The sequence below is a fragment of the Campylobacter concisus genome, from assembly GCF_003048775.2.
Lineage (GTDB): Bacteria > Campylobacterota > Campylobacteria > Campylobacterales > Campylobacteraceae > Campylobacter_A > Campylobacter_A concisus_I.
Genome location: NZ_CP049272.1, coordinates 1757352 through 1780260, shown reverse-complemented (window position 1 = coordinate 1780260; position 22909 = coordinate 1757352). Strand labels below are relative to the sequence as shown.

Annotated in this window: 23 protein-coding genes and 1 tRNA gene; 11 read left to right on the top strand and 13 right to left on the bottom strand. The window is 39.5% G+C overall.

The window, feature by feature from the left end:
* Window positions 1-65: 65 nt before the first annotated feature.
* Complete coding sequence (locus tag CVT17_RS08995; RefSeq protein ID WP_103600576.1) at window positions 66-710, top strand: ferritin family protein; 645 nt, start codon at window positions 66-68, stop codon at window positions 708-710.
* A gap of 115 nt (window positions 711-825) precedes the next feature.
* The gene (locus CVT17_RS08990) at window positions 826-1116 is read left to right on the top strand and encodes a DUF5339 domain-containing protein (RefSeq protein WP_084109925.1); all 291 of its coding nucleotides are present in this window, start codon (window positions 826-828) and stop codon (window positions 1114-1116) included.
* Window positions 1117-1145: 29 nt separating this feature from the next.
* On the opposite strand, the gene rmuC is transcribed toward CVT17_RS08990, so the two are convergent.
* Complete coding sequence (gene rmuC / locus CVT17_RS08985; protein WP_107858867.1) at window positions 1146-2714, bottom strand: DNA recombination protein RmuC; 1569 nt, start codon at window positions 2712-2714, stop codon at window positions 1146-1148.
* Window positions 2715-2794: 80 nt separating this feature from the next.
* Window positions 2795-4468 (bottom strand): dihydroxy-acid dehydratase, encoded by a 1674-nt coding sequence (gene ilvD, locus CVT17_RS08980; protein ID WP_107858868.1) that lies wholly within the window; start codon window positions 4466-4468, stop codon window positions 2795-2797.
* A gap of 244 nt (window positions 4469-4712) precedes the next feature.
* Here ilvD and CVT17_RS08975 point away from each other — a divergent pair, with 244 nt between their 5' ends.
* Together CVT17_RS08975 and CVT17_RS08970 are read left to right on the top strand one after the other, a co-directional pair.
* Window positions 4713-4916: a hypothetical protein gene (locus CVT17_RS08975; protein WP_107858869.1), complete on the top strand. Its 204-nt coding sequence runs from the start codon at window positions 4713-4715 to the stop codon at window positions 4914-4916.
* Window positions 4917-4990: 74 nt separating this feature from the next.
* Window positions 4991-5341, top strand: a complete 351-nt coding sequence (locus CVT17_RS08970) for a hypothetical protein (RefSeq protein ID WP_107858870.1) — start codon at window positions 4991-4993, stop codon at window positions 5339-5341.
* Window positions 5342-5376: 35 nt separating this feature from the next.
* Here CVT17_RS08970 and CVT17_RS08965 read toward each other — a convergent pair whose 3' ends face one another.
* The 4 genes from CVT17_RS08965 to CVT17_RS08950 form a co-directional block, all read right to left on the bottom strand.
* Window positions 5377-7146, bottom strand: a complete 1770-nt coding sequence (locus CVT17_RS08965; protein WP_107858871.1) for an aryl-sulfate sulfotransferase — start codon at window positions 7144-7146, stop codon at window positions 5377-5379.
* Window positions 7147-7411: 265 nt separating this feature from the next.
* The gene (locus tag CVT17_RS08960) at window positions 7412-8536 is read right to left on the bottom strand and encodes a cytochrome d ubiquinol oxidase subunit II (protein WP_107858872.1); all 1125 of its coding nucleotides are present in this window, start codon (window positions 8534-8536) and stop codon (window positions 7412-7414) included.
* Window positions 8529-10064, bottom strand: coding sequence for a cytochrome ubiquinol oxidase subunit I (locus tag CVT17_RS08955; protein ID WP_107858873.1), 1536 nt, complete (start codon window positions 10062-10064; stop codon window positions 8529-8531). The genes CVT17_RS08960 and CVT17_RS08955 overlap by 8 nt, the downstream gene beginning before the upstream one ends.
* 1 nt (window position 10065) lies before the next feature.
* Complete coding sequence (locus CVT17_RS08950; protein WP_021091886.1) at window positions 10066-10281, bottom strand: DUF4492 domain-containing protein; 216 nt, start codon at window positions 10279-10281, stop codon at window positions 10066-10068.
* 125 nt (window positions 10282-10406) lie between these two features.
* On the opposite strand from CVT17_RS08950, the gene CVT17_RS08945 reads away from it, so the two are divergent.
* The 7 genes from CVT17_RS08945 to CVT17_RS08920 all read left to right on the top strand — a co-directional run bounded on the left by CVT17_RS08945 (window position 10407) and on the right by CVT17_RS08920 (window position 17662).
* Window positions 10407-12041, top strand: a complete 1635-nt coding sequence (locus CVT17_RS08945) for a CTP synthase (RefSeq protein ID WP_107858874.1) — start codon at window positions 10407-10409, stop codon at window positions 12039-12041.
* 105 nt (window positions 12042-12146) lie between these two features.
* Window positions 12147-12698 (top strand): NAD(P)H-dependent oxidoreductase, encoded by a 552-nt coding sequence (locus CVT17_RS08940; RefSeq protein WP_084109917.1) that lies wholly within the window; start codon window positions 12147-12149, stop codon window positions 12696-12698.
* A 240-nt stretch (window positions 12699-12938) separates the two neighbouring features.
* Window positions 12939-13061 carry a hypothetical protein gene (locus CVT17_RS09435; RefSeq protein ID WP_257638069.1) on the top strand — a complete coding sequence of 41 codons (123 nt, stop codon included), beginning with the start codon at window positions 12939-12941 and terminating at the stop codon, window positions 13059-13061.
* The gene (gene recJ / locus CVT17_RS08935; protein WP_107770002.1) at window positions 13051-14625 is read left to right on the top strand and encodes a single-stranded-DNA-specific exonuclease RecJ; all 1575 of its coding nucleotides are present in this window, start codon (window positions 13051-13053) and stop codon (window positions 14623-14625) included. Before CVT17_RS09435 ends, recJ begins: the two co-directional genes overlap by 11 nt.
* A gap of 233 nt (window positions 14626-14858) precedes the next feature.
* Window positions 14859-15236 (top strand): hypothetical protein, encoded by a 378-nt coding sequence (locus CVT17_RS08930; RefSeq protein ID WP_196373566.1) that lies wholly within the window; start codon window positions 14859-14861, stop codon window positions 15234-15236.
* Window positions 15167-16855 carry a TonB-dependent receptor domain-containing protein gene (locus CVT17_RS08925; protein ID WP_196373565.1) on the top strand — a complete coding sequence of 563 codons (1689 nt, stop codon included), beginning with the start codon at window positions 15167-15169 and terminating at the stop codon, window positions 16853-16855. Before CVT17_RS08930 ends, CVT17_RS08925 begins: the two co-directional genes overlap by 70 nt.
* A gap of 222 nt (window positions 16856-17077) precedes the next feature.
* Entirely contained in the window at window positions 17078-17662 is a 585-nt protein-coding gene (locus tag CVT17_RS08920) for a hypothetical protein (RefSeq protein WP_107770004.1), read from the top strand.
* 36 nt (window positions 17663-17698) lie between these two features.
* On the opposite strand, the gene CVT17_RS08915 is transcribed toward CVT17_RS08920, so the two are convergent.
* The 7 genes from CVT17_RS08915 to CVT17_RS08885 form a co-directional block, all read right to left on the bottom strand.
* Window positions 17699-18331 carry a protein-L-isoaspartate(D-aspartate) O-methyltransferase gene (locus tag CVT17_RS08915; RefSeq protein ID WP_107770005.1) on the bottom strand — a complete coding sequence of 211 codons (633 nt, stop codon included), beginning with the start codon at window positions 18329-18331 and terminating at the stop codon, window positions 17699-17701.
* A gap of 60 nt (window positions 18332-18391) precedes the next feature.
* The gene (locus CVT17_RS08910) at window positions 18392-19159 is read right to left on the bottom strand and encodes a carbon-nitrogen hydrolase family protein (RefSeq protein ID WP_107770006.1); all 768 of its coding nucleotides are present in this window, start codon (window positions 19157-19159) and stop codon (window positions 18392-18394) included.
* The gene (locus CVT17_RS08905) at window positions 19160-19651 is read right to left on the bottom strand and encodes a hypothetical protein (RefSeq protein ID WP_196373564.1); all 492 of its coding nucleotides are present in this window, start codon (window positions 19649-19651) and stop codon (window positions 19160-19162) included.
* A complete protein-coding gene (locus CVT17_RS08900; RefSeq protein WP_009494790.1) occupies window positions 19638-20660 on the bottom strand; it encodes a ribonucleotide-diphosphate reductase subunit beta in 1023 nt (340 codons plus the stop codon). Before CVT17_RS08900 ends, CVT17_RS08905 begins: the two co-directional genes overlap by 14 nt.
* Window positions 20661-20731: 71 nt before the next feature.
* A complete protein-coding gene (locus CVT17_RS08895) occupies window positions 20732-21856 on the bottom strand; it encodes a PepSY-associated TM helix domain-containing protein (RefSeq protein WP_107770008.1) in 1125 nt (374 codons plus the stop codon).
* A gap of 75 nt (window positions 21857-21931) precedes the next feature.
* Entirely contained in the window at window positions 21932-22666 is a 735-nt protein-coding gene (locus CVT17_RS08890; protein WP_107858875.1) for a spore coat protein, read from the bottom strand.
* Between the two features lie 102 nt (window positions 22667-22768).
* A tRNA-Ala gene (locus CVT17_RS08885) sits at window positions 22769-22844 on the bottom strand.
* Between the last annotated feature and the right edge of the window lie 65 nt (window positions 22845-22909).

The window sequence follows — 22909 nt, the reverse complement described above, 5'->3', positions numbered from 1 at the left end:
TATTATTTACTTATTTTAATTATTTGGTTATAATCCACTCAAAATTTATCAAAATAGGAGTCAAAATGAGACAGTACGAAACATACAAATGCGAAAAATGCGGCAACGAGATCGAGGTGCAAAAGGTTGGCGGCGGTACACTAACCTGTTGCGGCGAAGAGATGAAGTGCATCACTGAAAATTTAACAGCGGTAAATTTGATGAAGGCATTTGCTGGCGAATCACAAGCTAGAAACAAGTATGAGCTTTACGGTGATCTAGCCAAAGAAGCAGGCTATCATGCTATTGCTAGGCACTTTTACGAGGCAGCTGAAAATGAGAAATGGCACGCAAGAGCGGAGTTTAAAAAATATCACGAGCTAATGAACGATCCGATCGATAAGATGGATAAAAATTTACTTGATGCAGCAGCTGGCGAAAACTACGAGCATACGACAATGTATCCAGACTTTGCAAAGATCGCAAAAGAAGAAGAGCTAAGAGATGTTGAGAGGCTATTTAACGCGATCGGCAAGGTTGAGGTTGAGCATGAGAGGGAGTATCTAGAGCTTAAAAAGATGCTTGATGAAGAGGGCTTTTTTGAGAGTGATGAAGAAGATATCTGGGTTTGTGAGGTCTGCGGACACGTTCACAGAGGCAAAAAAGCTCCAGGTGCTTGCCCGCTTTGCAAAGCTCCAAAAGAGTATTTTAAGCGCGAATTCCTAGGCTAAAAAGCCAAAATAGCCAAGGCGCTTAGAGCTTTGGCTATGAATTTTTTATTTCAAATTTACTCTCTTATAAGCAAAAAGTACTATAATTATTTTAAATTTTTATAAGGAGAAAGAGATGAAAAAATCACTTTTAGTTTTAGCTACTCTTGGCTTTGCACTAAGCCTAAACGCTGCAGATCTTACAGATACTTGCAAATCATACTTCTCAGACATCGACAAAATGGTCGAAGCTTACAAAAAAGCTGGTCAAGAGCAACAAGTAAAAATTTATGAAGATCAAAAGAAGCAATCAATGGACCAACTTGCTGCACTTCCAAAAGAGCAACAAGACGCTACTTGCAAACAAGCTAAAGAGATGTTTGCTCAAGTAATGGAACAAATGAAAAAACAAGGTCTTTTAAAATAAATTTTATGGCTAGTTTTTCTAGCCATATCCTAATCCTCTTTTTCTAATTCGTTATTTACGCCGATCTCTTTTACTTCTATATCTTTTTGCTCATCTGGGGACAAGCGTTTAAAATTTTCAAGTCTACTAACAAGGCCATCTCTACCACTAAAACTTGATGCAAGGGCGTTAAAATGTTTATTTGCAGTATTTAGTGTATTGCTAAGTCTATTCATATGCTCGGCCACATTGCGGACTTTATCATAAATTTTAATCGCACTCTTTACGATATTTTTGGCCTCTTCATTGCCACGCTCTATTCGCCACAAATTTGCCACTGTGCGAAGAATAGGCATAAGCGTAGTGTGAGATACTAGTATTACACGCTTTTGAAATGCGTAGTCAAAAAGAGAACTATCAAATTTCATAGCCTCGATATATGCTGGCTCAATTGGTATAAACATCAATACGAAATCAGGGCTATCAGGTACGATCTCGCCGTAATTCTTGCTATTTAAGCTATCTATGTGATTTTTCATAGAAGCAATATGCTCTTTCAATGCTAAATTTAGCTCCTCCTCATTGCTGGCCGTGATAGCCTTTTCGTAAGCTATAAGTGAGACTTTAGAATCAACTATTAGGTGTTTGCCATCTGGTATCTTTACTATAAAATCAGGAATAAGACGTTTGCCTTCTTCGTTCTTGAAATTTTGTTGTGTCAGGTAATGCTCATCTTTTACAAGCCCAGAAGCCTCAAATGTGCGTTCAAGCTGTATTTCACCCCAGTTTCCAAGTGTTTTATTGCTACCTTTTAGTGCAGTGGCTAGTGAATTTGCCTCTTTTGACATTGAGATACCAATTTCACTTATTTGCTTAATCTGCGTTCCTAGTGCGCTCATGCCTTTAACTGATGCATCGTGGACTGCATTTACGCGCTCTTGAAAGGTTGAAATTTGCTCCTTTAGTGGCTTTAGTAAAAGATCTAAAGAATTTTGGCTATTTTGTGTAAAATTTGCACTTTTTTCTTCAAATATTTTATTTGCAAGATTAGAAAATTCCAAATTTAACTCATTTTTTACTTTTAATAAATTTGCCTCTTGCTCTTTTAGGCTATTTTCTTTTGCTTCTATTTCATTTCTAAGGACAGCCATATCACGTTTTAATCTATTTTCTCTCTCACTTGCTTCAACTAAAGCATTTTTATTTTGATTTAGTTCGGTTAGTGCCGCATTAAAATTTGTTTCATTGTTTTTAGCTCGTTCATTTGCTGTACCGATACTCTCTTTAAGCTCGTTTATTACACGCTCCATCGCATCTTCAGCTTCGTCTTTTTGTGCTATTTTGGTCTTTAGCGAATCGATCTCACCGATAAGCTCGTATATTCGCTCGTGATTTGACATAAGCCTTGCTTTTTGTTCGCTGATTAGTTGCAAATTTTCACTATTTTGAGATGATAAATTTGCAAAATTTGATGAAATTTCAAAATTTTCTTGCTCTCTTTGTGTCAAATTTCTTTTTAGCTCGAGTTTGTCTCTATTAAATGAGTAGATGACAAATATCGCAATCAAAAATAGTACTCCTAAAAATATGGCGGCATAAAAATATAAATCTTGTTGCATTTAGTATCCTTAAAAAGTGAAGAAAATTTTAATATTTTTATAAAAGCAAAGAGACTACTCCTTGCTTTTATGATAAATTTTTATGCTTCTAGCACCGCTCCGTTGCTTGCGTTTGTGACTAGTTTTTGATACTGTCTTAGCCAGCGAGATGTTAGCGGTTTATCAACTGGCTTAAATTCCGCTCTTCTCTTTTCGATCTCAGCCTCGCTTAGGCGAACATTTATCTCGTATTTATCGACGTCTATATCTATGATATCGCCATCTTGCAGCAAGCCTATCATGCCGCCTTCAGCCGCTTCTGGGCTCACGTGGCCGATACTTAGACCTCTTGTTGCTCCGCTAAAGCGACCATCTGTGATGAGCGCCACGTCCGCGCCAAGTCCTCGCCCCATGATGAGCGAAGTAGGGCTTAGCATCTCTTGCATGCCAGGGCCTCCGCGCGGACCTTCGTAGCGGATGACGACGACGTCGCCTTTATCTACTTTACCGCTTGAGATGCCAGCTATGGCTTCATCTTGCGAGTTAAAGCAGACTGCTTTGCCGCTAAATTTACGCTCACCAACGATGCCAGCTGTCTTGATGACACAGCCTTGCTCGGCTAAATTTCCAAACAAAATGGCAAGTCCACCAACTTGCGAATAGGCGTTTTCTACTTTGTGAATGATGCTTTCATCTTTGATGTCACTTACCTTTACGCGCTCTCCCAGAGTTTCGCCACTAACTGTGAGATTGTCTAAATTTAGCATGCCATTATCTCTGCGTGAAATTTCTTTTATCACTGCATTCATACCACCAGCTCTGCCGATGTCCTCCATGTGTACATTTGGTAAGCTTGGGCTAATCTTAGCGATGTGAGCGATATTTTGGCTGATCTTATTTAGCTCTTTGATGTCTAAATTTACGCCAGCCTCTCTTGAGATAGCTAGCATGTGAAGGACGGTGTTACTACTGCCACCCATCGCCATATCAACGACAAGTGCGTTGCGGATCGCCTTTTCATTTAGTATGTTTCTTATCTGAAATTTCTCATCAAGTGCGATCTCACAGATCCTGCGAGCAGCCTGTCTAATAAGCTCCTCACGCTCTGGGGTTAGCGCTAGGATAGTGCCGTTGCCAGGGAGTGCTATGCCCATCGCTTCACAAAGTGTGTTCATAGAATTTGCCGTAAACATACCGCTACAGCTGCCACCACTTGGACATGCGTTGCACTCGATATCTTTTAGCTCGGCCTCGTCTATCTCTTTGGTCTCAAATTTACCAACCGCCTCAAATGCAGTCGCAAGGTCAATTGGCTTGCCATCTTTTGTGTAGCCTTTTTTCATAGGGCCACCGCTTACAAACACGGTCGGTACATTTACTCTTAAAGCACCCATAACCATGCCAGGGACGATCTTGTCGCAGTTTGGCATACAAACAAGTGCGTCAAGTGCATGAGCGTTCATCACGGTTTCTATCGAGTTTGCGATGATCTCGCGGCTAGGCAAGCTATATAGCATGCCGCCATGCCCCATCGCTATGCCGTCATCCACGCCGATGCAGTTAAACTCAAATGGAATACAGCCATTTTTGCGAATTTCATCTTTTAAAATTTGAGCGTATTTGTTTAAGAAAAAGTGCCCAGGGATGATCTCTATAAAGCTGTTTGCAACGCCGATAAATGGCTTAGCAAAGTCCTCGTCTTTTAGCCCAGTCGCACGTAAAAGTGAGCGGTGTGGGGCTCTTGTGTAGCCTTTTTTGATTATGTCGCTTCTCAAATTTGATCCTTTTTTTAAAATTTGAGAGGATTTTATCACATATAAAGTATCAAAGATTTTAAAAAAATTTTGCAAATTTAAAAATTTTTTTATTACATAAATAACACATTAAATTTTTAAAATTTATCCAAAAAGGATGAGCTAAATAGCTACGAAATTTCGGTAATTTTAATCAAAGCAGTATGCAAAATAATAACGTAAAAATATTATCAATGTGTTATAAATATTGATTTATAGGGCTTTATTGTACCTTGGTACAATTTACAAGATCTATGAAAATTTATACAATGCGATAAAATTTTTTAACAAGGATGAGAAAATGATCGCAAAAACAGAGGGCATAAAAGTGATGCCAATGCAAACTAAAATTTTAAATTCTGGCACAAACTTTTATGAAAATAACTTCACAAATACAACTTTAATTTTTCCTTTTTACGCGAAGAAGTAAAACAACTTCTAATCTCCAAAACAAGAGCGATTAGCTTTTATTTTAAATTTATTTTATAGTTAAGAGAGTTTTATATGCAAAGTGAAAAAACAGAAATTTTACTTGATGAAGTGAATGAAACAATAGATTCTATATTTAGAACCTGTAATAAAAATGGTGGAACAAAGAAAGCTTTGGAAAATAGAAAGCTAAGTAAAGAAATTTTGAAAGATAAATTTGCATCGATCTTTTTAAAATTTGACCAGATAGACGATGATAATTTTAAAAGCATAGTTCTTGCAAGTGATGAGATAAAAGAGCTAAGCGAGATGGTAAAAGCATTTGAAGCGGATAAAGATATAGACTTGCCAGAGCTAGAGCGAGCGATAAATTTTAACCTTACTAGAATCAAAGAAGCAATATATAAATTTCAAAACAACAACTAAAAGCTGGTGCGAGAAAAATCTCACACCAGATACTGCTAATAACTAAATACCTCCGGATCAATAACCATCGCCCTATAAGCGACATCATCTCTTGAAGCAGAGTCCACGTCCATCTCAAATTTGATCTCATTTGTCTTTGGATCGATCTCAACTAAGACCATTTTGATAGTCTTGTCAGGACGGAGTAAATTTACATTTGAGCTTGAGATGAAGTAGGTATTTTTATCCTTTTGCCACTCGACGTTGCTAGTAACTGCACTATAAAAGTCAAAGCCACGCTCCTTACCAAACTGCCAAGTTTGTTCAACCGTGCCCTTTTTCTCATCTATCTTGTACTCAACCGCACGAGAGTATTTATCCTCTTTAAAGGCTGGCTGCTCCATGCCTCTTGCATCGCCATTGTCAAAGACGCTTAGGTGTTTTATGCTGCCTTTGTTGTCGTATCTTGGCGTTAGCCATGCAGTGTGCTGAGTCCATGACCAGTCAAATTCGCCCTCGCATTTTGAGTTTTCGCATTTTATCTTATTGCCTTTGCTATCGACTGGAGTTAGTACTTTGGCTTTAAATTCTTCACTCCAACCCTCAGGCGAAGCTAGTATCCATTTTACTTTTTTATCGCGGCCGATTTTAACGATACCTTGGTGGCGAAGTGAGAGGATAATACTATCGTCGCTCTCATCATATGAGATAGAGTTTACGTGAGCCCAGTTTCTGCCTGTGCCAGTAGAGGTGATGTCACCAAATGGCTGATCGTCGCTTATCTTTATCTCTTTTGCGTTCATATCGATATTTAGGCAAACAGCTCTTGCATCAAGCGCTTTTATGAGATTGCTGCGGTAGACGTTGTTGCCAAAAATTTCATTTAGATCCCACTCTTCGACCACTTTACCAGTGTTATCGACCTCGATGATGTGATCTCTTATAGTGTGAGAAATTTTGCCATCTTTGTGGTGGTAGTTGTATTTGCCAACCCTAAGAAGTGCGTGATCATCCTTTAATGGCATAACTTCATGGCTTAGATCGATGTAGCCTCTTGGAAGCGGGCGGTTATAAATTTCTTTTCCCATAAGGTCATATCTTAGATATCTTTGAGCCATGCCAAAGCTGATATCGCCGTTTTTGAGTTGATGAAAGCCCATCATCATGCCTCCATCCATCACTCTGCGCTCGCTTCGGTCGTAAAATTTCTGATAGTCAAGGTACCATCTAACCTCGCCTTTGGTATCTACGATGTAGTTTTCGGTAAAGTCGTTCCAGCTAGCAGCTCCGCCATTTTTCCAATCAAGCGGTTTATAGACGCTTGTAATTGTATTATTTATGAGATAGAGCCTGTTTTTAAAGGCAGGATCGACCTTTTTGACGCGAGTCTTTTGCATGTGTGAGAACCTAAAATCACGGCTATATGTGACGATAGGTTGGGCGTAAATTTTATATGTTTCTACCTTTTTAGCTCCGTTAAACGTGTAGCTAACGATGACCTCGTTTAGATAGTCAGGGTAAAGTCCCCAAATAGGCACACCATCATGCGTAAGCAGGGCATGCTCTGAGACGTTGTAGTCGATGTCGATACCGCCATCTGGCTTGCCTTTTACTTTGACGTGGATATCTTTGATGTCTTTGCCAGCTCTATCAATGATAGCAGTTAGAGGCGATACGTCGTAAGGGTTTATAAAGACTGATCCAAGCTCGCCTTGAACCTTTACGTGATGAGCCAGGACTCCAGCCTCTAGTGGAGTGATGCCTATACTAAGACCACTAACCAAAACAGCCGCAAGGGCAACAGAACCTAAGAAATTCTTGCTCATTTTCGCTCCTTTAATAAAATTTAATGATATCTTACTACCCAAATTTCACACAAAACTAACGCTTATATGAAAAGTGGCTTAAATAAATTTATAAAAGAGTTGTTTTAAAGGGTGAAAATAAAAAGAAGAATTTAGGAGCAAATGCCCCTAAATTTTAGTTATTTGCGTCAAATTTCTTAAGAGAAAAAAGAACAAATTTATAGCTAGCAAACAATGTCACTGGCCAAAGTATCAAAAAAATTCCTGCTTCTAACATCTTTTATCCTTAGTATGCGTGATGATCGTTTTTGATCTCGTCTTGCGTGATCTTCTTGCTATCTATCGCTCTCCAGACGACGATGATATAAGCAAGCACTACTGGTACTAGCAAGCTAACATATGCCATAACGCCAAGTGTGTAGTGGCTTGAGCTTGCATTTTTGATAGTTAGCGAGCTAGCAAGGTCGCTAAATGACGGATAAAATGCAGTGCCATTTAGGCCTGTTATCAAAAATAGCGCAGTTACAGCTAGCGTAACGCCAACGCCGTAAGCAAAAATTCCACGAATACTTTTTGTAAATACTCCTTGGAAAATTCCAACAAGTACCAAAACAACGCCAACAAGAAGCAATATACCGACGATAGGCATCTCGATCAAATTTATAGCATATTTGTAAGGCATAAGGCTAACTACGCCATTTGCGTCGTATGCAAAGCCATCTTTTGTAAGCACCCAAGCAAGAAAGCCTAAGAAAAATGGCAAGAATAGCACGGTGTTGATAAGTAGCTGTTTTCTAGCGTTTTGTATAAATTCGCCATCAGCGATGTTGTTTATAAGATATAAGCAGCCGCCTACGCGAGATAAGAAAAACATCGCTATACCAAGCAAATACAAGTAAGGATTTGCCAAAGCTTCAAGACCGCGAAAAGGAGTCTTCCAATCGACAAAGTTATGCTCATTTAGCACAAAGTCGCTTCCGCTAAAAAATGTACTAACCGCCATGCCAATAAGGATAACGCCAAGTGAGCCATTTATGAAAAGGAAAATTTCATAAGTTCTAGCGCCTAAGAAGTTATCAGGCTTTTTGCGGTACTCGTAGCTTACAGCTTGGATGATAAAGCAAAATAAAATAGCCAGCCAAACCCAGTAGGCACCACCAAAGCTAGTAGCGTAAAATAGCGGGAACGCCGCAAAGCACGCGCCTCCAAACATAACAAGCGTTGTAAATGTAAGCTCCCATTTTCTACCGATAGAATTTATGAGCATATCTTTTTTAAGCTCATCCTTGCCAAGGCTAAAGATGAGCGACTGGCCGCCCTGAACAAACATCATAAAGACCAAAAGTCCGCCAAGAAGGCTAACTATAAACCACCAATAAATTTGTAAATTTTCTAAACCTAAACTATGCATGGTCGTTAAATCCTATCTTTATTTGCTTAAGCATGATCTTGATCTCGGCTATCAGCAAGACCGTAAATAAAACAGCAAATAATATAAATGAAATTTTGATATTTGAGTCTGCTAAATTCGTAGCTCCAACGCCAACGGTCATGAGATCTTGTATCACCCATGGCTGACGACCGACCTCTGCTACTATCCAGCCAGCTTCAGCTGCGATGTAGCCAAGCGGTATGGTAAAGAGGCAGATCCACAAAAACGCTCTTATGTTTTCAAATTTATATTTTCTTGAAAGATTTAGATAGAGCGTAATAGCAAAAAGAGCTATGAAATAAGTGCCAAGTGCGACCATGATGTGAAAGCTATAAAATGTAAGTGCAACTGGCGGCACAGCGTCTTTTGCGTCCTTAAGATAGCCATATCCTAAGAAATTTAGGTTGCTCTCTAAATTTGAAAGTGAGCTTTTCATCAAGCTCTCGTCATTTGCTTTTTTAGCCTCTTTGTAGTTTTTAAGAGCTTCGATAGCTACTTTGCCCTTTGCCATCTTCTCTTCGACGCTTATTAGATTATGTTCGCTATTGCCATAAAGTAGGTCATTTATACCTGGTGTAAATGAGTCAAGCTCTCTGTTTGCCATGATGCCAAGTGCATAAGGCACCTTTATCTCAAGTAAAAATGGCTCGCTCTCGTCGCCAAGCTTTTTAGCTAGGTTTAAAATACCAGCAGCAACTAGATCAGCATTTTTCTCGCCCTTATAAAGTCCCTCCATGGCTGCTAGCTTCATAGGCTGCTTTTGAGCTACAAAATATGCGCTCTCATCGCCGCTAAGTAGCAAAAATGCCGATGTGATAAGGCCAAATGCGCTAGCAACGACGATACTTTTTTTAGCTAGCAAGATGTGGCGTTTTTTTATCAAAAACCAAGCAGAAATTCCTATCACAAAGATAGCTGAGATGGTGTAGCCGCTAGTTACTGTGTGTAAAAATTTGCTAATACCAAGAGGATTTAGCGCGACTTCAAAGAAATTCTCCATCTCCATTCTGGCGGTATCTGGGTTAAATTTCATGCCTATTGGATACTGCATCCAGCCATTTGCGATCAAGATCCAAAGCGCACTTAAATTTGAACCGATCGCGACAAGCCAAGTTGAAAGTAGGTGAAATTTCTTACTAACCTTTTCCCAGCCAAAAAACATAATGGCAAAAAATGTACTCTCCATAAAAAATGCGAGCAAGCCTTCAATCGCAAGAGGAGCGCCAAATATATCGCCGACAAACCAGCTGTAATTCGCCCAGTTTGTACCAAACTCAAACTCCATGATGATGCCAGTAGCCACACCGATAGCGAAATTTATACCAAAGAGCTTTAGCCAAAATTTCGTTATCTCAAGCCAGACTTTATCGCCAGTTTTGACATATATCGTCTCCATAATGGCGATGATAAAACTTAGCCCCAAAGTAAGTGGGACAAACAAAAAGTGGTAAATGGCAGTCAGCGCAAACTGAGCCCTAGACCAATCAACAAAATCCATCTCAGACATTTTATTCCTTTATTAAATTACGAATTACAAATTCGCTTTTTTCTTCGTCGGTTTGAAATTTGGTATTTAGAGTCTCGTTAAAGATAAAGGCTTTTAAAATTCCAAACATGATGATAAGCTTTATTATTATGAGAAGCCATAATTTTTTGCCTATTTTCATGTTTTTAAAGCCCTCTATATATAAAGAGGCAATGATGTTTAAGTAGTTTTTTATCATAGTTTTTGAAGTCTATAACAAAAAGACTTAAAGAATAATTTTTAAAATTTATACGATTAATGCCTTACTAAATATTTAAGGGGTATAATCCGCAATTAAAAAATAAATAAATTTAAGGAAATTTAATGACAAAAGAGACGAAGTACATTTTTATCACGGGTGGTGTTTTAAGCTCACTTGGAAAAGGCATTGCAGCTGCGTCTATAGCGACTCTTTTAAAAAATTCCGGACTAAAAGTAAGTGTTTTAAAAGCTGACCCATATATCAACGTAGATCCAGGCACTATGAGCCCGTTAGAACACGGCGAAGTCTTTGTCACAGACGATGGTGCAGAGACAGATTTGGATTTGGGGCATTATGAGAGATTTTTAGATGAGAGCCTAAGTCAAGATAATAACTTCACAACGGGTAGAGTTTATAGCTCTGTTATAGAAAAAGAGCGAAGAGGCGATTACCTTGGAAAGACTATACAAGTGATCCCTCACATCGTTGGCGAGATAGTTGATCGCATCAAAAAAGCAGGCGAAGGTAAAGACGTGCTCATAGTTGAGATCGGCGGAACCGTTGGCGACATCGAGGGATTACCATTTTTAGAGGCGATAAGAGCGCTAAGGGTGGAAGTTGGCAAAAAAAGAGCGCTAAATATCCACCTAACGCTTGTGCCATTTATCAAAGTAGCTGGCGAGCTAAAGACAAAGCCAACCCAGCATAGCGTAGGTGAGTTAAGACGTATAGGCATAACACCAGATATCATCATCTGCAGATCTGAAATGCCACTAAACCGCGAGCTAAAAGATAAGATCGCAGCAAGCTGTGGTGTTGAGAAAAATTGTGTCATAGAGAGCTTAGACAGCGCAAGTATCTATCAAATTCCGCTTTCATTTTTAAAGCAAGATATATTAACGCCGATAGCAGAAAATTTAGGCTTTAATGAGCTAAAACCAGACATGGCAAAGTGGGATAGCCTAGTAAAAAGGATAATCGCTCCAACAAATGAAACTACAATAGCATTTGTGGGTAAATATATCGACCTAAAAGAGAGCTACAAGAGCCTAACTGAGGGCATCATTCACGCTGGAGCAAATTTAGACGCTAGGGTAAATTTACGCTGGATAGATAGCGAAAAGATAGAAGAGAACAATGTAAATGAGCTTTTAAAAGACGTTGATGGTATCTTAGTCGCTGGTGGCTTTGGTGAAAGGGGCGTTTTAGGCAAGATGCAAGCTATAAAATTTGCTCGTGAAAATAAGATCCCTTATCTTGGAATTTGCCTTGGCATGCAGCTAGCACTCATTGAGTTTGCAAGGGATGTTTTAGGCTTAGAAGATGCAAATTCTATGGAATTTGACAAAGAGTGTAAAAACCCTATCATCTATCTAATCGATAGCTTTATCGACGCTCATGGCAAAAAACAGATAAGAACGCACACAAGCCCACTTGGCGGCACGATGAGGCTTGGAGCATATAACTGTGAGATAAAACCAAAGACACTTCTAGCTGAAATTTATGGCAATGCAAAGAGTGTAAAAGAGCGTCACCGCCACCGCTACGAGGCAAATCCAAAATATAAAGAAATTTTTGAGAAAAATGGTCTTTTGGTAAGCGGTGAGAGCGATGGACTTATAGAGGCTATCGAGCTAAAAGGCCATCCGTGGTTTGTGGGCGTGCAGTGTCATCCTGAATTTACTAGCCGTCTAACTAAGCCAAATCCTGTGATATTAGGCTTTATAAAGGCAAGTTTAGAAAACGTTAAATCTTAAATTTAGAGCCATCTGGCTCTAAAAATTCTTTTAAAATTTTGCTGTTTTTATTAAATTATTTATCAAATAAATCCCACTACTTGCCATAAATTTTTAAGGACAAAAATGAAAACTCTAATCATCTTAGCACACCCTGATATCCAAAACTCGGTCATAAACAAGCGCCTGCTACAAGAGGCTCTCAAAGAGCCGCAGCGCTTTAGCGTTCATGATTTGACGCAGGTTTACGCGGACGGCAACATAGACACCGCGCGTGAGCAAGAGCTCATCAGAGCCCACGACGCCCTCGTTTTGCAATTTCCGCTTCACAACTTCTCCTGCCCTCCGATTTTAAAATCATGGATCGACGCGGTGATGACGCATGGTTTTGCCTACGGACGCGGCTCGGATGGTATAGCAGGGCGCAAGGTGGCGCTAGCCGTGACCGCAGGCATCAAAAAGAGCGACTACTGCCCGCAAGGACGCTATCATTTTAGCTTGCGCGAGGTTCTTACGCCGTTTGAGCTTGCGTTTAAATACTATTTTCACGCCGATTACCGCGACTTTTTTGCATTTTACGGCGCCGAGGAGACTCCGGGCGTGGACTACGTATCAAGCCAGGACGATTTGGAGCGCGACGCTAGAGAATACGCGGAGTTTTTGAGAAATTTGGAGTAAATTTTTACAAAAATGGTTTAAACTTTATGGTATAAACTATTTAAAAATTTATAAATTTAATTGTATAAATTTTTGCTAATGCTTACTATTTTTGGCGCGTTAAATTTGTAAAGACTATCAATTTAACAAAGCTTTTAAGCTTGCTATGAGCCCTAAAATCTTACTTTCATTTAAAATTATAAGAAATTAAATTTCAAAAAGATATAATCCAAGCATTCAAAATAAAGACGAAAGATTGCGATGAAAAAGAAGTATTTTTATAGCCAAATTTTTGGCAATATGGGTGTAAATTTAAGTGAACAAGTGGCATTAAATAAAGTTGGTAAGTTCTTTAAAAATTCTTGCCAAAACCATGCTAAATAAAGAGGATATAAGGAATTTACTAGCGCATAGATTTTGTAACGACATACATAAAAAAATTAGTGAAATTCCGACACCAAGTGCCTTAAAAGATATCTATAAAGGCGCTAATCGCATAAAAGAAGCGATCGAGAAAAACGAACGCATAGCTATTGTGGGCGATTATGATGTTGATGGTGTTGTTTCAAGCGTTATTTTAGCTGAGTTTTTTGATGATCTTGGCGTGAAAGACTACCTAGTAAAAATTCCAAATAGATTTAAAGACGGATATGGGCTAAATCCTGAGATAATAGACGAACTCTCAGCCGATGTAAGCTTGATTATCACCGTTGATAACGGCATTTCTGCAAACGATGCGGCCATTATCTGTAAAGAAAAAGGCATTGATCTTATCATTACCGATCATCACATGCCTCCAGCTGTTCTCCCAGAAGCTTATGCGATCATCAATCCAAAACAAGAAGACTGCAACTTCCCAAATATTGAAATTTGTGGTGCTGAGGTTGCTTGGTATTTGGTCGGAGCGTTAAAAGATGTTTTTGGGCTAAATTACGATATGAGCAAATTTCTAGAGCTTTTAGCTATCGCGATAATCGCTGATATGATGGAGCTAAGAGATATGAATAGAATGCTTGTTCGCCTTGGCATTTGTAAGCTAAATGCGTCTAAGCGTTCCGCATTTCACGCTATAAAAGAGTTTTATGGTAAGGAAAAATTTGAGTGCGATGATATTAGCTTTCTTATAGCTCCGCTTATAAATTCAGCCGGACGCATGGACGATGCAATGAATTCATTTGACTTTTTACGTGCTAAAAGTATCGAGGAAGCTTACAACTACCTTGATATGATCATTGAATTTAACAACTCCAGAAAAGAGGAGGAGCGCCAACTCTTTGAGTGCTCGCTAAAGGACGTAAAAGAAGACGATGAAGTCATCATCACTTGGGGTGAGCAGTGGCACGAGGGTGTGATAGGCATCGTAGCTAGCCGCCTAGCAAAGCACTTTGCAAAGCCAGCTATCGTCTTTAGTATCGATAAAGGCCGTGCAAAAGGCAGTGCTAGAAGTATTGGTAAGCTTGATATCTTATCTCTTATAGCAAGCCACGAAAATTTACTAACAAGCTACGGCGGTCACAAAGGAGCGGCTGGACTTACGCTTGCGCCTGAAAATTTGGTGAAATTTAAAGAAGCGATAAATAAAAGCTGCTCATGCCTAAATATGCAAGAGTGCAAAAGCTCGGACGAGTTACTTGGTGACATAATGCCAAGCGAGATAGACTTTGAACTGCTTGAAATTTTAGAATTTTATGAGCCATACGGACAGAAAAATCCACGTCCAGTCTTTAAGATAAAAAATGCTCTTGTTAAAAATGAAAGACTTATAGGCAGGGATCAAAACCACTTAAAGCTTATCTTGCAAAAGGATAATAAAACACTTGAGGCTCTATTTTTTAACTTTACAAGACATGCTAGAGTTGGTGAGATGATAGATATTATCTTTTGTATATCAAAAAATTCGTTCCGCGGACTTGTTACCCCGCAGCTGCTCATAAAAGAGATTTTATAAATTTTTATCTCGGTTTTATAATGCTAAAATTTTAATGAAACCGAGATTACTTCGGTTTTAATTCGCCAAAATCGTTTCTTTATATATTTAATGCAGTCCAACTAAAATAATATTATTTGAGCCAAATTTCTGTATTGTAAAATTAATGTTATATAAATATTTATACTTTGTTTAAGTTCATTTTTGCTTTAATTTTAATTTTAATTTTAAATATTAATTTCATAGGACTAAACATGAAAATTTCTTACATTTTAGCATTTGCTTTAGTACCAAATTTAATGCTTGGTGCTGAAGAAACGATAGACCTGGCTCCGGTTACCGTTTCCGCAAAGATACAAAAGTCTGTTCTTGACGAACCGACAAAGGCTCAAATAGCGGGCAAAGGCGCGATACTAGAAAACGGCGACATCGCTAAATCGCTTTTAAATTTGAGCGGCTTTACGATGGAGCGCAAGGGCGGAGGCGGCAGCGAGGTTTATTACCGCTCGCAGACGGCGGCTAGACTGCCGGTGCTAATCGACGGCAGCACGCTAAACGGCGGTTGCGGCATGCGCATGGATACGCCATCACCTACATCTCGGCGCAAAACTACAGCTCGGTTCGCATCGTAAAAGGCCCGCAAGACGTCAGATACGGCGCGCTCATTAGCGGCGGTATATTTTTCGATAGAGAGATAGCAAGGCTATCAAAACCGAGCTTCGGAGGAAACGTAAGCGTGCTGGGCGGTAGTTTTAAGCGGTTTGAAACTGCCGCGGACGTAGCGGCGGGCAACGAGCTAGGCAGCATAGAAATTTCTGGCGGACACTACCAGAGTGGCGATTATAAAAGCGGCGACGGACAGAAAATGCATACGCACTATAAACGCAACAGCGTTTCGCTCGTAGGTACGCTAACGCCCACGGATACTACCGCCTTGCAGCTAAGCGCGGATCTGGGTAATGGAGAAGCGGCGTATGCCGATAGGATGAGAGACGGCGTGCAGTTTGACCGCAAGTCTTTCGGACTAAAATTTGAACAAGACGTCGGCGAGCACAAGATCAGGCTAAGCTCGTACTATCATCAAATCGATCACATAATGGACAACTTCACCATGCGTCCGGTGGTACCGGGTGCGGGACGCGGCAAGGGATACAGCATCAGCCATCCGATACGCGATATGTACGGCTTTAAGCTAGAAGGTGAGCTAAATTTCGATAATCTAACTAGCTTTATCGGCGCGGGATACTCTCAAGATACGTTTAAATGGCGAGGCGCCGGAAATGGAATGAAGGGTGTAACAAAAGCCCAAATGGACGCCGCCCTATCAAAGACGCACGTAAAACAGCGCAAGGTAACGTATAAAACGATATACACTCAAAACGAATACGTCCTTGAAAACGACTATGGGCTTTTTGGCGGACTTAGGCTGGACGCGGGCGAGAGAAAGCAGCTGCTAACGCATAAAAGTAGGAGCGAAAATTTATTCTCCGGCTTTTTTAGATACGAAAAATATCTACAAAATTTAACGCTTTATGCGGGACTAGGTCACGCGCAAAGGTTACCGGATCACTGGGAAACGAATAAAGACGATAATCTTAAGCTAAATAAAGAAAGAAACACTCAACTAGACTTTGGCACCGTGCTAAAAGATAAAAACTACGAGCTAAACGCGAATTTCTTCGTCTCGAAAATGGATGATTACATAATGATAAAATATAGTCCTATGGGTATGTCTTCAAATGTATTTAATACCGATGCTTTACTATACGGCGGCGAGATCGAGGGCGACACGCTACTAGCCGATATATTTAGACTGGGTGCCGGCGTATCCTACGTCTACGGCAAGGTGACTAAAAACGCGGGCGGCCTAAAAGACGGCGACGCACTGCCTAAGGTTTCTCCTCTAACGTTTAAACTAAGCGCCGGCCTAGAAAAGCCAGACTGGTTCGTCAAAGCCGACTTCTATGCTAACGCATCGCAAAACCGCGCGCAAAAAGGCTATGGCGACGTGGGCGGCATGGACCTGGGCAAGAGCGATAGCTTCTGGACGCTAGGACTAAGCGCTGGCTATAAGTATAAAAATTATCAATTCTTGCTAGCGGCGGATAACCTAAACGACGCCAAATACGCCTATCATAACTCAAAAGGCGGCTACGGCGGCGGTATCGCAGGCTACGAAACTATCCCGAACGGCACGAGGCTTTATGAGCCGGGTAGAAGTTTTTGGGCAAAATTTAAGGTACATTTTTAGGGCATAACTTAATAAATTTGGCATGGCTATGGGCTTAGGATTTGCCCTAAAGCTGTGCTAAATTTAAGTATTTCTGCTCTTATCTTTTTAATAATACTCACACTTACTACATTTACTATTAGTAATAAATTGGCACTTGGTATAAAATTTCTTATTAAATTTAAATTTTATATAGATTAAAAGCTTAGATGTAAAATCTCAGAAATTTTTTAAAGGAGAGATATGAAAAATTTACTTGTAAAATCAAGCTTGATTCTAGCTTTGGTAAGCTCAGTTGCACTAGCTCAAGGTGCATTTGTTGGTGGCGAAGGTGATTATTCGTTTAACTCAAAAATCAAAACAAAAAACATAGCAAGTAGTGAGAAAAATAACTTCAAAAAAGGTCACTATGGTCTTGGCTTTTATGGCGGTTATGACTTTGACAGCTATAGAGCTTATGGTGGTTATTATTATGACTTTAAAGCTAGGAAAAATGCTAGTGAATCGGATGCAAAATGGAGTAAGCATAAATTTCTAGGCGGTATTGATTATACGCCAAGCATCACTGAAAATTTTAAAGCCGTTCTTGGTGGATACACAGGTCTTGGCTACTTGAGCGTTAGAGAGAGATTTAATAATGAAACAAGTAAGAAAAATTTCAAAGGCTTGCTAGTTGGTGCAAAAGTGGGCGGTATCTACTCATTTGATGAGCATAACGCGATCGAGTTTGGCTTAAAAGCTGATAAGACTTTTTATAAGAAAAATAGCGGAGCTCAGCTAAGAGATACGACTATAGGAATTTATACAGGCTATACTTATAAATTCTAATATTTAGGCAAGGCTTAGGCTTTGCCTTATTTTAGGTTACTCTCTACCTTCAAGAAGTGGTACAAAAAGGCACTCATCTAAGTACTCTTTTTCTAAATTTCCATCTTTATCTTTTTTAAATTTAGCGATAAATTGCTTGCCATCTTTCTTCATTGGAGCTACTAAAATTCCACCATTTTTAAGCTGCTTAAATAAATTTGGCGAGATCTCATCAGCAGCTGCCGAGAGCAGGATACGATCAAATGGTGCGTAGCTTCGCCAGCCATTGTTGCCGTCATCATACCTTACGTGCACGTTTCTGATCTTTAATACCTCGAAGCGTTTTTTTGCCTCCATGGCTAGTTTTTCTATACGTTCGACGCTAAAAATTCTATGCGCAAGCTTGCTTAAGATCGCTGCTTGATAGCCACTACCGCAGCCTATTTCTAGGATATTGTCCATGTTTTCGCACTCTAGTGCCATCGTCATTTTTGCTACAGTTAGTGGCGAGCTGATCCACTGATTACCCAAGATTGGTTGTGCGTCAAGCTTGTAAGCATGTGCAGGGATAGGTACGAAAATTTCACGCTCGGTTGTTGATATCGCGTCAAACAAAAGCGGACTTAGCGTGATCTCATCGGCTATATCGCTAGCCAAATTTTGGCATTTTATCGCTTCTAGTTGGGTCAAAATTTATATCCTAAATAAAAATTAAATAGTTATTATACGATTTAAAACTTATCTTAAAATTTATAAAATTCCTAAATTTGTTTTGATCTCTTTTATTAAATTTGCATCGAATATCGTCTCTTTAACAAGTGTGCCATTTGGTAAAAATACCCCAGCAACTTCTAATGCAAGAGAGCTTGAGATCATGACATAGCAGTTGTTTGCGATCGCAAGTGCCTTGCAAAGGCTAAGGTAGGCTTCCTCTCTAGCCTTGCCCCACATGGCTGGTACCATGATGATATCACATCCTTTTAGCTTTGCCCAGAGTGTGCTATCGCGTAGTTCAAAACAGATTAGCACGCCAAGCTTTAGCCCTCTAAAATCAAAGGCATTTATCTCGCTCACATCGCCAGCGGCAAAAATTTCATGCTCTAAATTTGGCCTAAAAAGTTCGGCTTTAAATTGTGAATGAAAGACATTATTTGAGTTAAGAAGCAAAAATTCGTTATAAATTTTTGGCTGGTGCGGATTTAGATTTGAAATTTGAGCGAGTCCTGCGCTTTTGTTTAGGCTAGTAAGGTGTGTAAAACCAAGAAATTTATCTGGACTAAGTACCTCTTGCAAGCGTTCAAGCAGCATTGCATCAAAGCTACCTATCATGCCACCAAGTATCGCTTTGTTCGCCCCAGCAAAAAAGCCGTCAAAGTCATAGCCGCTGATGCAAAGCTCGCTTGCAAGAATGAGTGAGTTTTTAGGCGCAGCCTCAACTAAATTTGCAAGCTCCTCTAGGCGATCCGTTGCATTTTTTGCCTTTAAAGTTAGGCTTATTAGGTTTAAATTTTCGCTCATTTATTTTCCAAATACAAATGTCATAGGTTTTTCGTCGTGGCAGTCTTTTGGAATTTTGCAGTTTATATCCGTACCACCGATGTTTGGTGTAGCTTTTAAAATAACGCTTATAGCTGTGATTTTATCATCTCTCTGGGAGAGTGGATCATTAAAAACCCAGACCTCAAAGCCAAGACCTATATCCTCATCATGTGAAACTACTCTTACCTCTTTTAGGTCTTTTGCTTCAAAGCCACACTGTTTGTTTATGCCAAGCATCACGTCATTTCCTAGCACAGATCCTAGCGGTGCGAAACTTGGTGCAATTTCGCCGTTTGGCATCTCTTGATAGATTTCTGCTTGGCTTGTCTCTTTTACCTTGACAAGCTTGTAGGCGTAGAAATTTTCGAGATTATTTTTATTTGCTTGATCAATTATCCTTTGACTACTACTCGCACACCCCACAAAAAGCACGCAGACAAGGGCTAAAATTCCATTTTTAAAAGTCATCAAAGCTGATGCTTCCCTTGCTGTAGTTTGTCACCTTTGCTTCAAAGAAATTTGACTTTTGGTCGTTAAATTTCGCAAAGTCATCGACCCATTTGATTGGGTGAGCGACATTGTATTTGCGTTTTAGGCCGATCGCAACTAGGCGTTGGTCGATGAGATAGTGGATGTACTGCTCGATGATATCATCAGTAAAGCCCATTATTTGGTTCTGAGTGATGTATTTGCCCCATTTGATCTCTAAATTTCCAGCTTTTTCAAACATATCATAAATTTTTGCCTCAGTCTCAGGTGTAAAGAGGTCAGGCCTCTCTTTGCGGACTGAATTTATCATGTTTTGAAATAAAAGTAGGTGTGTGATCTCGTCGCGTTGGATGAAGCGTATCATCTGCGCTGAGCCTAGCATCTTGCCTGCACGAGCTAGAGCGTAGATCGCTGTAAAGCCACTGTAAAAATAGATTCCCTCTAAAATTTGGTTCGCAACCATCGCAAGAAGTAGTTTCTCGTCAGTCACTTCACCCGCAAGCTCTTCATAGACGCTTGAGATGTAGTCGTTTTTCTCGCGTAAGACGTCGTCGTGCTTCTCCATCTCGTAGATGAGGTCGGTGTTGTCACAGATCGCCTCGACCATGACAGCGTAAGACTTGCTGTGGTTTGCCTCTTCGTAGGCTTGGCGGCTTAGCACGGCGTTGATCTCTGGCGCGGTGATGTAAGGGTTGATGTTATCAGCTAGGTTATTTGTCTGAAAGCTATCCATCGAGATGAGCTGGCTCCAGACTAGGTCGTACATGCGCTTTTCAGCCTCTGTGAGGTTGTAGGCGTAGTCGCGCACGTCATCGGTAGTATCGACCTCTTTTGGAAACCAGGTATTTGCCTCCATGAGGTCCCAAAGCTTTAACGCCCACTCGTATTTTGCCTTGGTGAAATTTAAAATGCCGTGTGGGTTGCCGTTAAAGACTCTTCTGTCGGTCAAATTTTCATTTGAACTTGGGTTGTAGATACGTTTTCTATTCATAAATTTCTCTCTTGTTTGTAGTAAAAATTTCTTAAAATCTTACCCAAAGCAAGGTAAAAATTTACTTTTATTTAGAGAGCCTTAGTCCTTTTTATGGTCATCAAAAAGCCAGTTATTATTAGTAAAACTGCGATCACGCATGATACTGCAAATACGATCTGGCCGATCTCGCCAAACATCTCACCGGTGTGCAGACTAAGCACTTTGCGGCCAGCTTTTTTAGCCTCTGGGATGCTTTCAGCCTTGCTAATAAGCTTATTCTCTTTGATCTTACCAGCGCTCGCGTCAAGCTTTAGTTTGCCCACTTGGCTCTCACTTGTTTCGTAGTTTATAGTGTAGTTAGTTTGGTTATTTTCAGGTACGTTTATCGTGAGCGATTTTAGCTCTAGCGTGATGTTATCCTTAAAAATTTGTTCCGCAGTCTCGATCTCTTTAAATTTTTCGTCGCTTATTGGAAGTAAATTTGATTGTGGTAGACTTTTTTTCATTGGAGCTGTTTTTAGATCGAAAAATATACTATTTACGCCGCTTCTGACCCAGCCATAAGACCAGTAAAGTCCAGTTAGTGACATCACCACAAGTAAGATCGCCACGTAGGTGCCAAGGCTGGTGTGAAGGTTGTAGAAGCAGGCGTAGCCCTTTGCTTTTGGCTTGATCTTTAGTGAATTTAAGAAATTTCGCTTGATCGCTGGTGCGTAGAGTATGAGACCACTGATAGCAAGGAGCGCCATGATGATGGAGCTAACCGCGACTATTTGCTTGCCGATGTTGGCCGGGACTTTGCTATCAAGCAGAGCAAGGCCTAAATTTCTATGAAGACTTAAGATAATGATACGAAATTTCTCACCCCAGTCCTCGCTAATAACTTCGCCACTTCTTGGATCTATGAAGAAATTTAATTGCTTTTTATCCTTTGTAATGCTTATACGATAAGCTTCATTTGCTCCACCTATTTGTAAGCTTTCAAGCGTATCAAATTGAATCTCATTTTTTGCTTTAGCTAGGAGTTCATTTAAGCTTAAATTTTCTTTTTCGCTAGGAATTAGATTTATAAAATTTTTATTTATCGCACTTTTGATCTCTTCTCTATAAGACGCAAATGGTGCTGAAAGAGTCATAAATATTAGCGGAATAGCCGCAATTAGTCCGATTATTAGGTGGATGTTGAAGATGATTTTTCCTCGTTTTAAAAACATTTTTTTCCTTTGAATTTTAATAGCGAATATTATTTTATTTTTTGTTAAGAGGAGATAAATTTGGTAAGAAATTTGCTATTTATTTTGAGCGATCGGTAAGAGATACTCAAAGGTTCTGATGACTGCGTTTAGATCCTTTTTATTTAGAGATTTAAATGGTTTTAGCAAGTAGTAAAGTGGTTTAAATTTTATAATTAGCTGTAGTGAGCGCGCGTAAATTTGAGTCCCACCAGCTATCAAATATTCACTAATGACTTCGCTTGCAAACTCGTCTGAAATTTTAAAACGAAATAACTCGTCTATAAAAACAAGCAGATCGCGACACTTTTGAAGCTCTAGGTCATGGCTAAAAAATTTTGACTCAAAGTCTAAAAATTTTATCTCGTCATTTTTTATGGCAATATCCCTAAGAGCTGGGCGTCCGTGCGCAAAATTTAGTGCGTGAAGTCCAGCTAGTGCGCGGGCCGCTTTTAGTAGAATTTCATGTTTAAATTTTTCATCGTTGCTATATTTAAAAAGCTGAGAAATCGGTTCACCGACATCTTCTATCACGAAAAACTCATTACTTTTTAGAATGAGTTTTGGAGCAGGAGCTTTGGCTTCGTTTAAAATTTCAAGTTTTTTTATCTCGTTGGCAAATGATTTATAAGGATTTGGCTTGAAAATTTTAGTTAAAAATCCACCTTCAATGTTTTTTTCAATACGTTTTAACCAAAATTTTTGTCCATCAAATTCAAAGCTAAAGATACGATCATTGCCGTCACTATGACTTTTTAAAATTTCATTGACATATTGTTTTAAATTTTGCATATTTGTAATTTAGCGAAAGAAATCTGAATTTTTACATATATGTAGTATAAATTTTAGTAAAAAATGGTGAAAATATATTAAACAAAAGAAGCAGTAAAGCACTGGTGGAGTTAAGCGGGATCGAACCGCCGACCTCTTGAATGCCATTCAAGCGCTCTCCCAGCTGAGCTATAACCCCAAATAGATTTTGGCATTTTATCTTTTTATGGCTTACAATATTTTGAAATTTGTTTTAGCAAAATA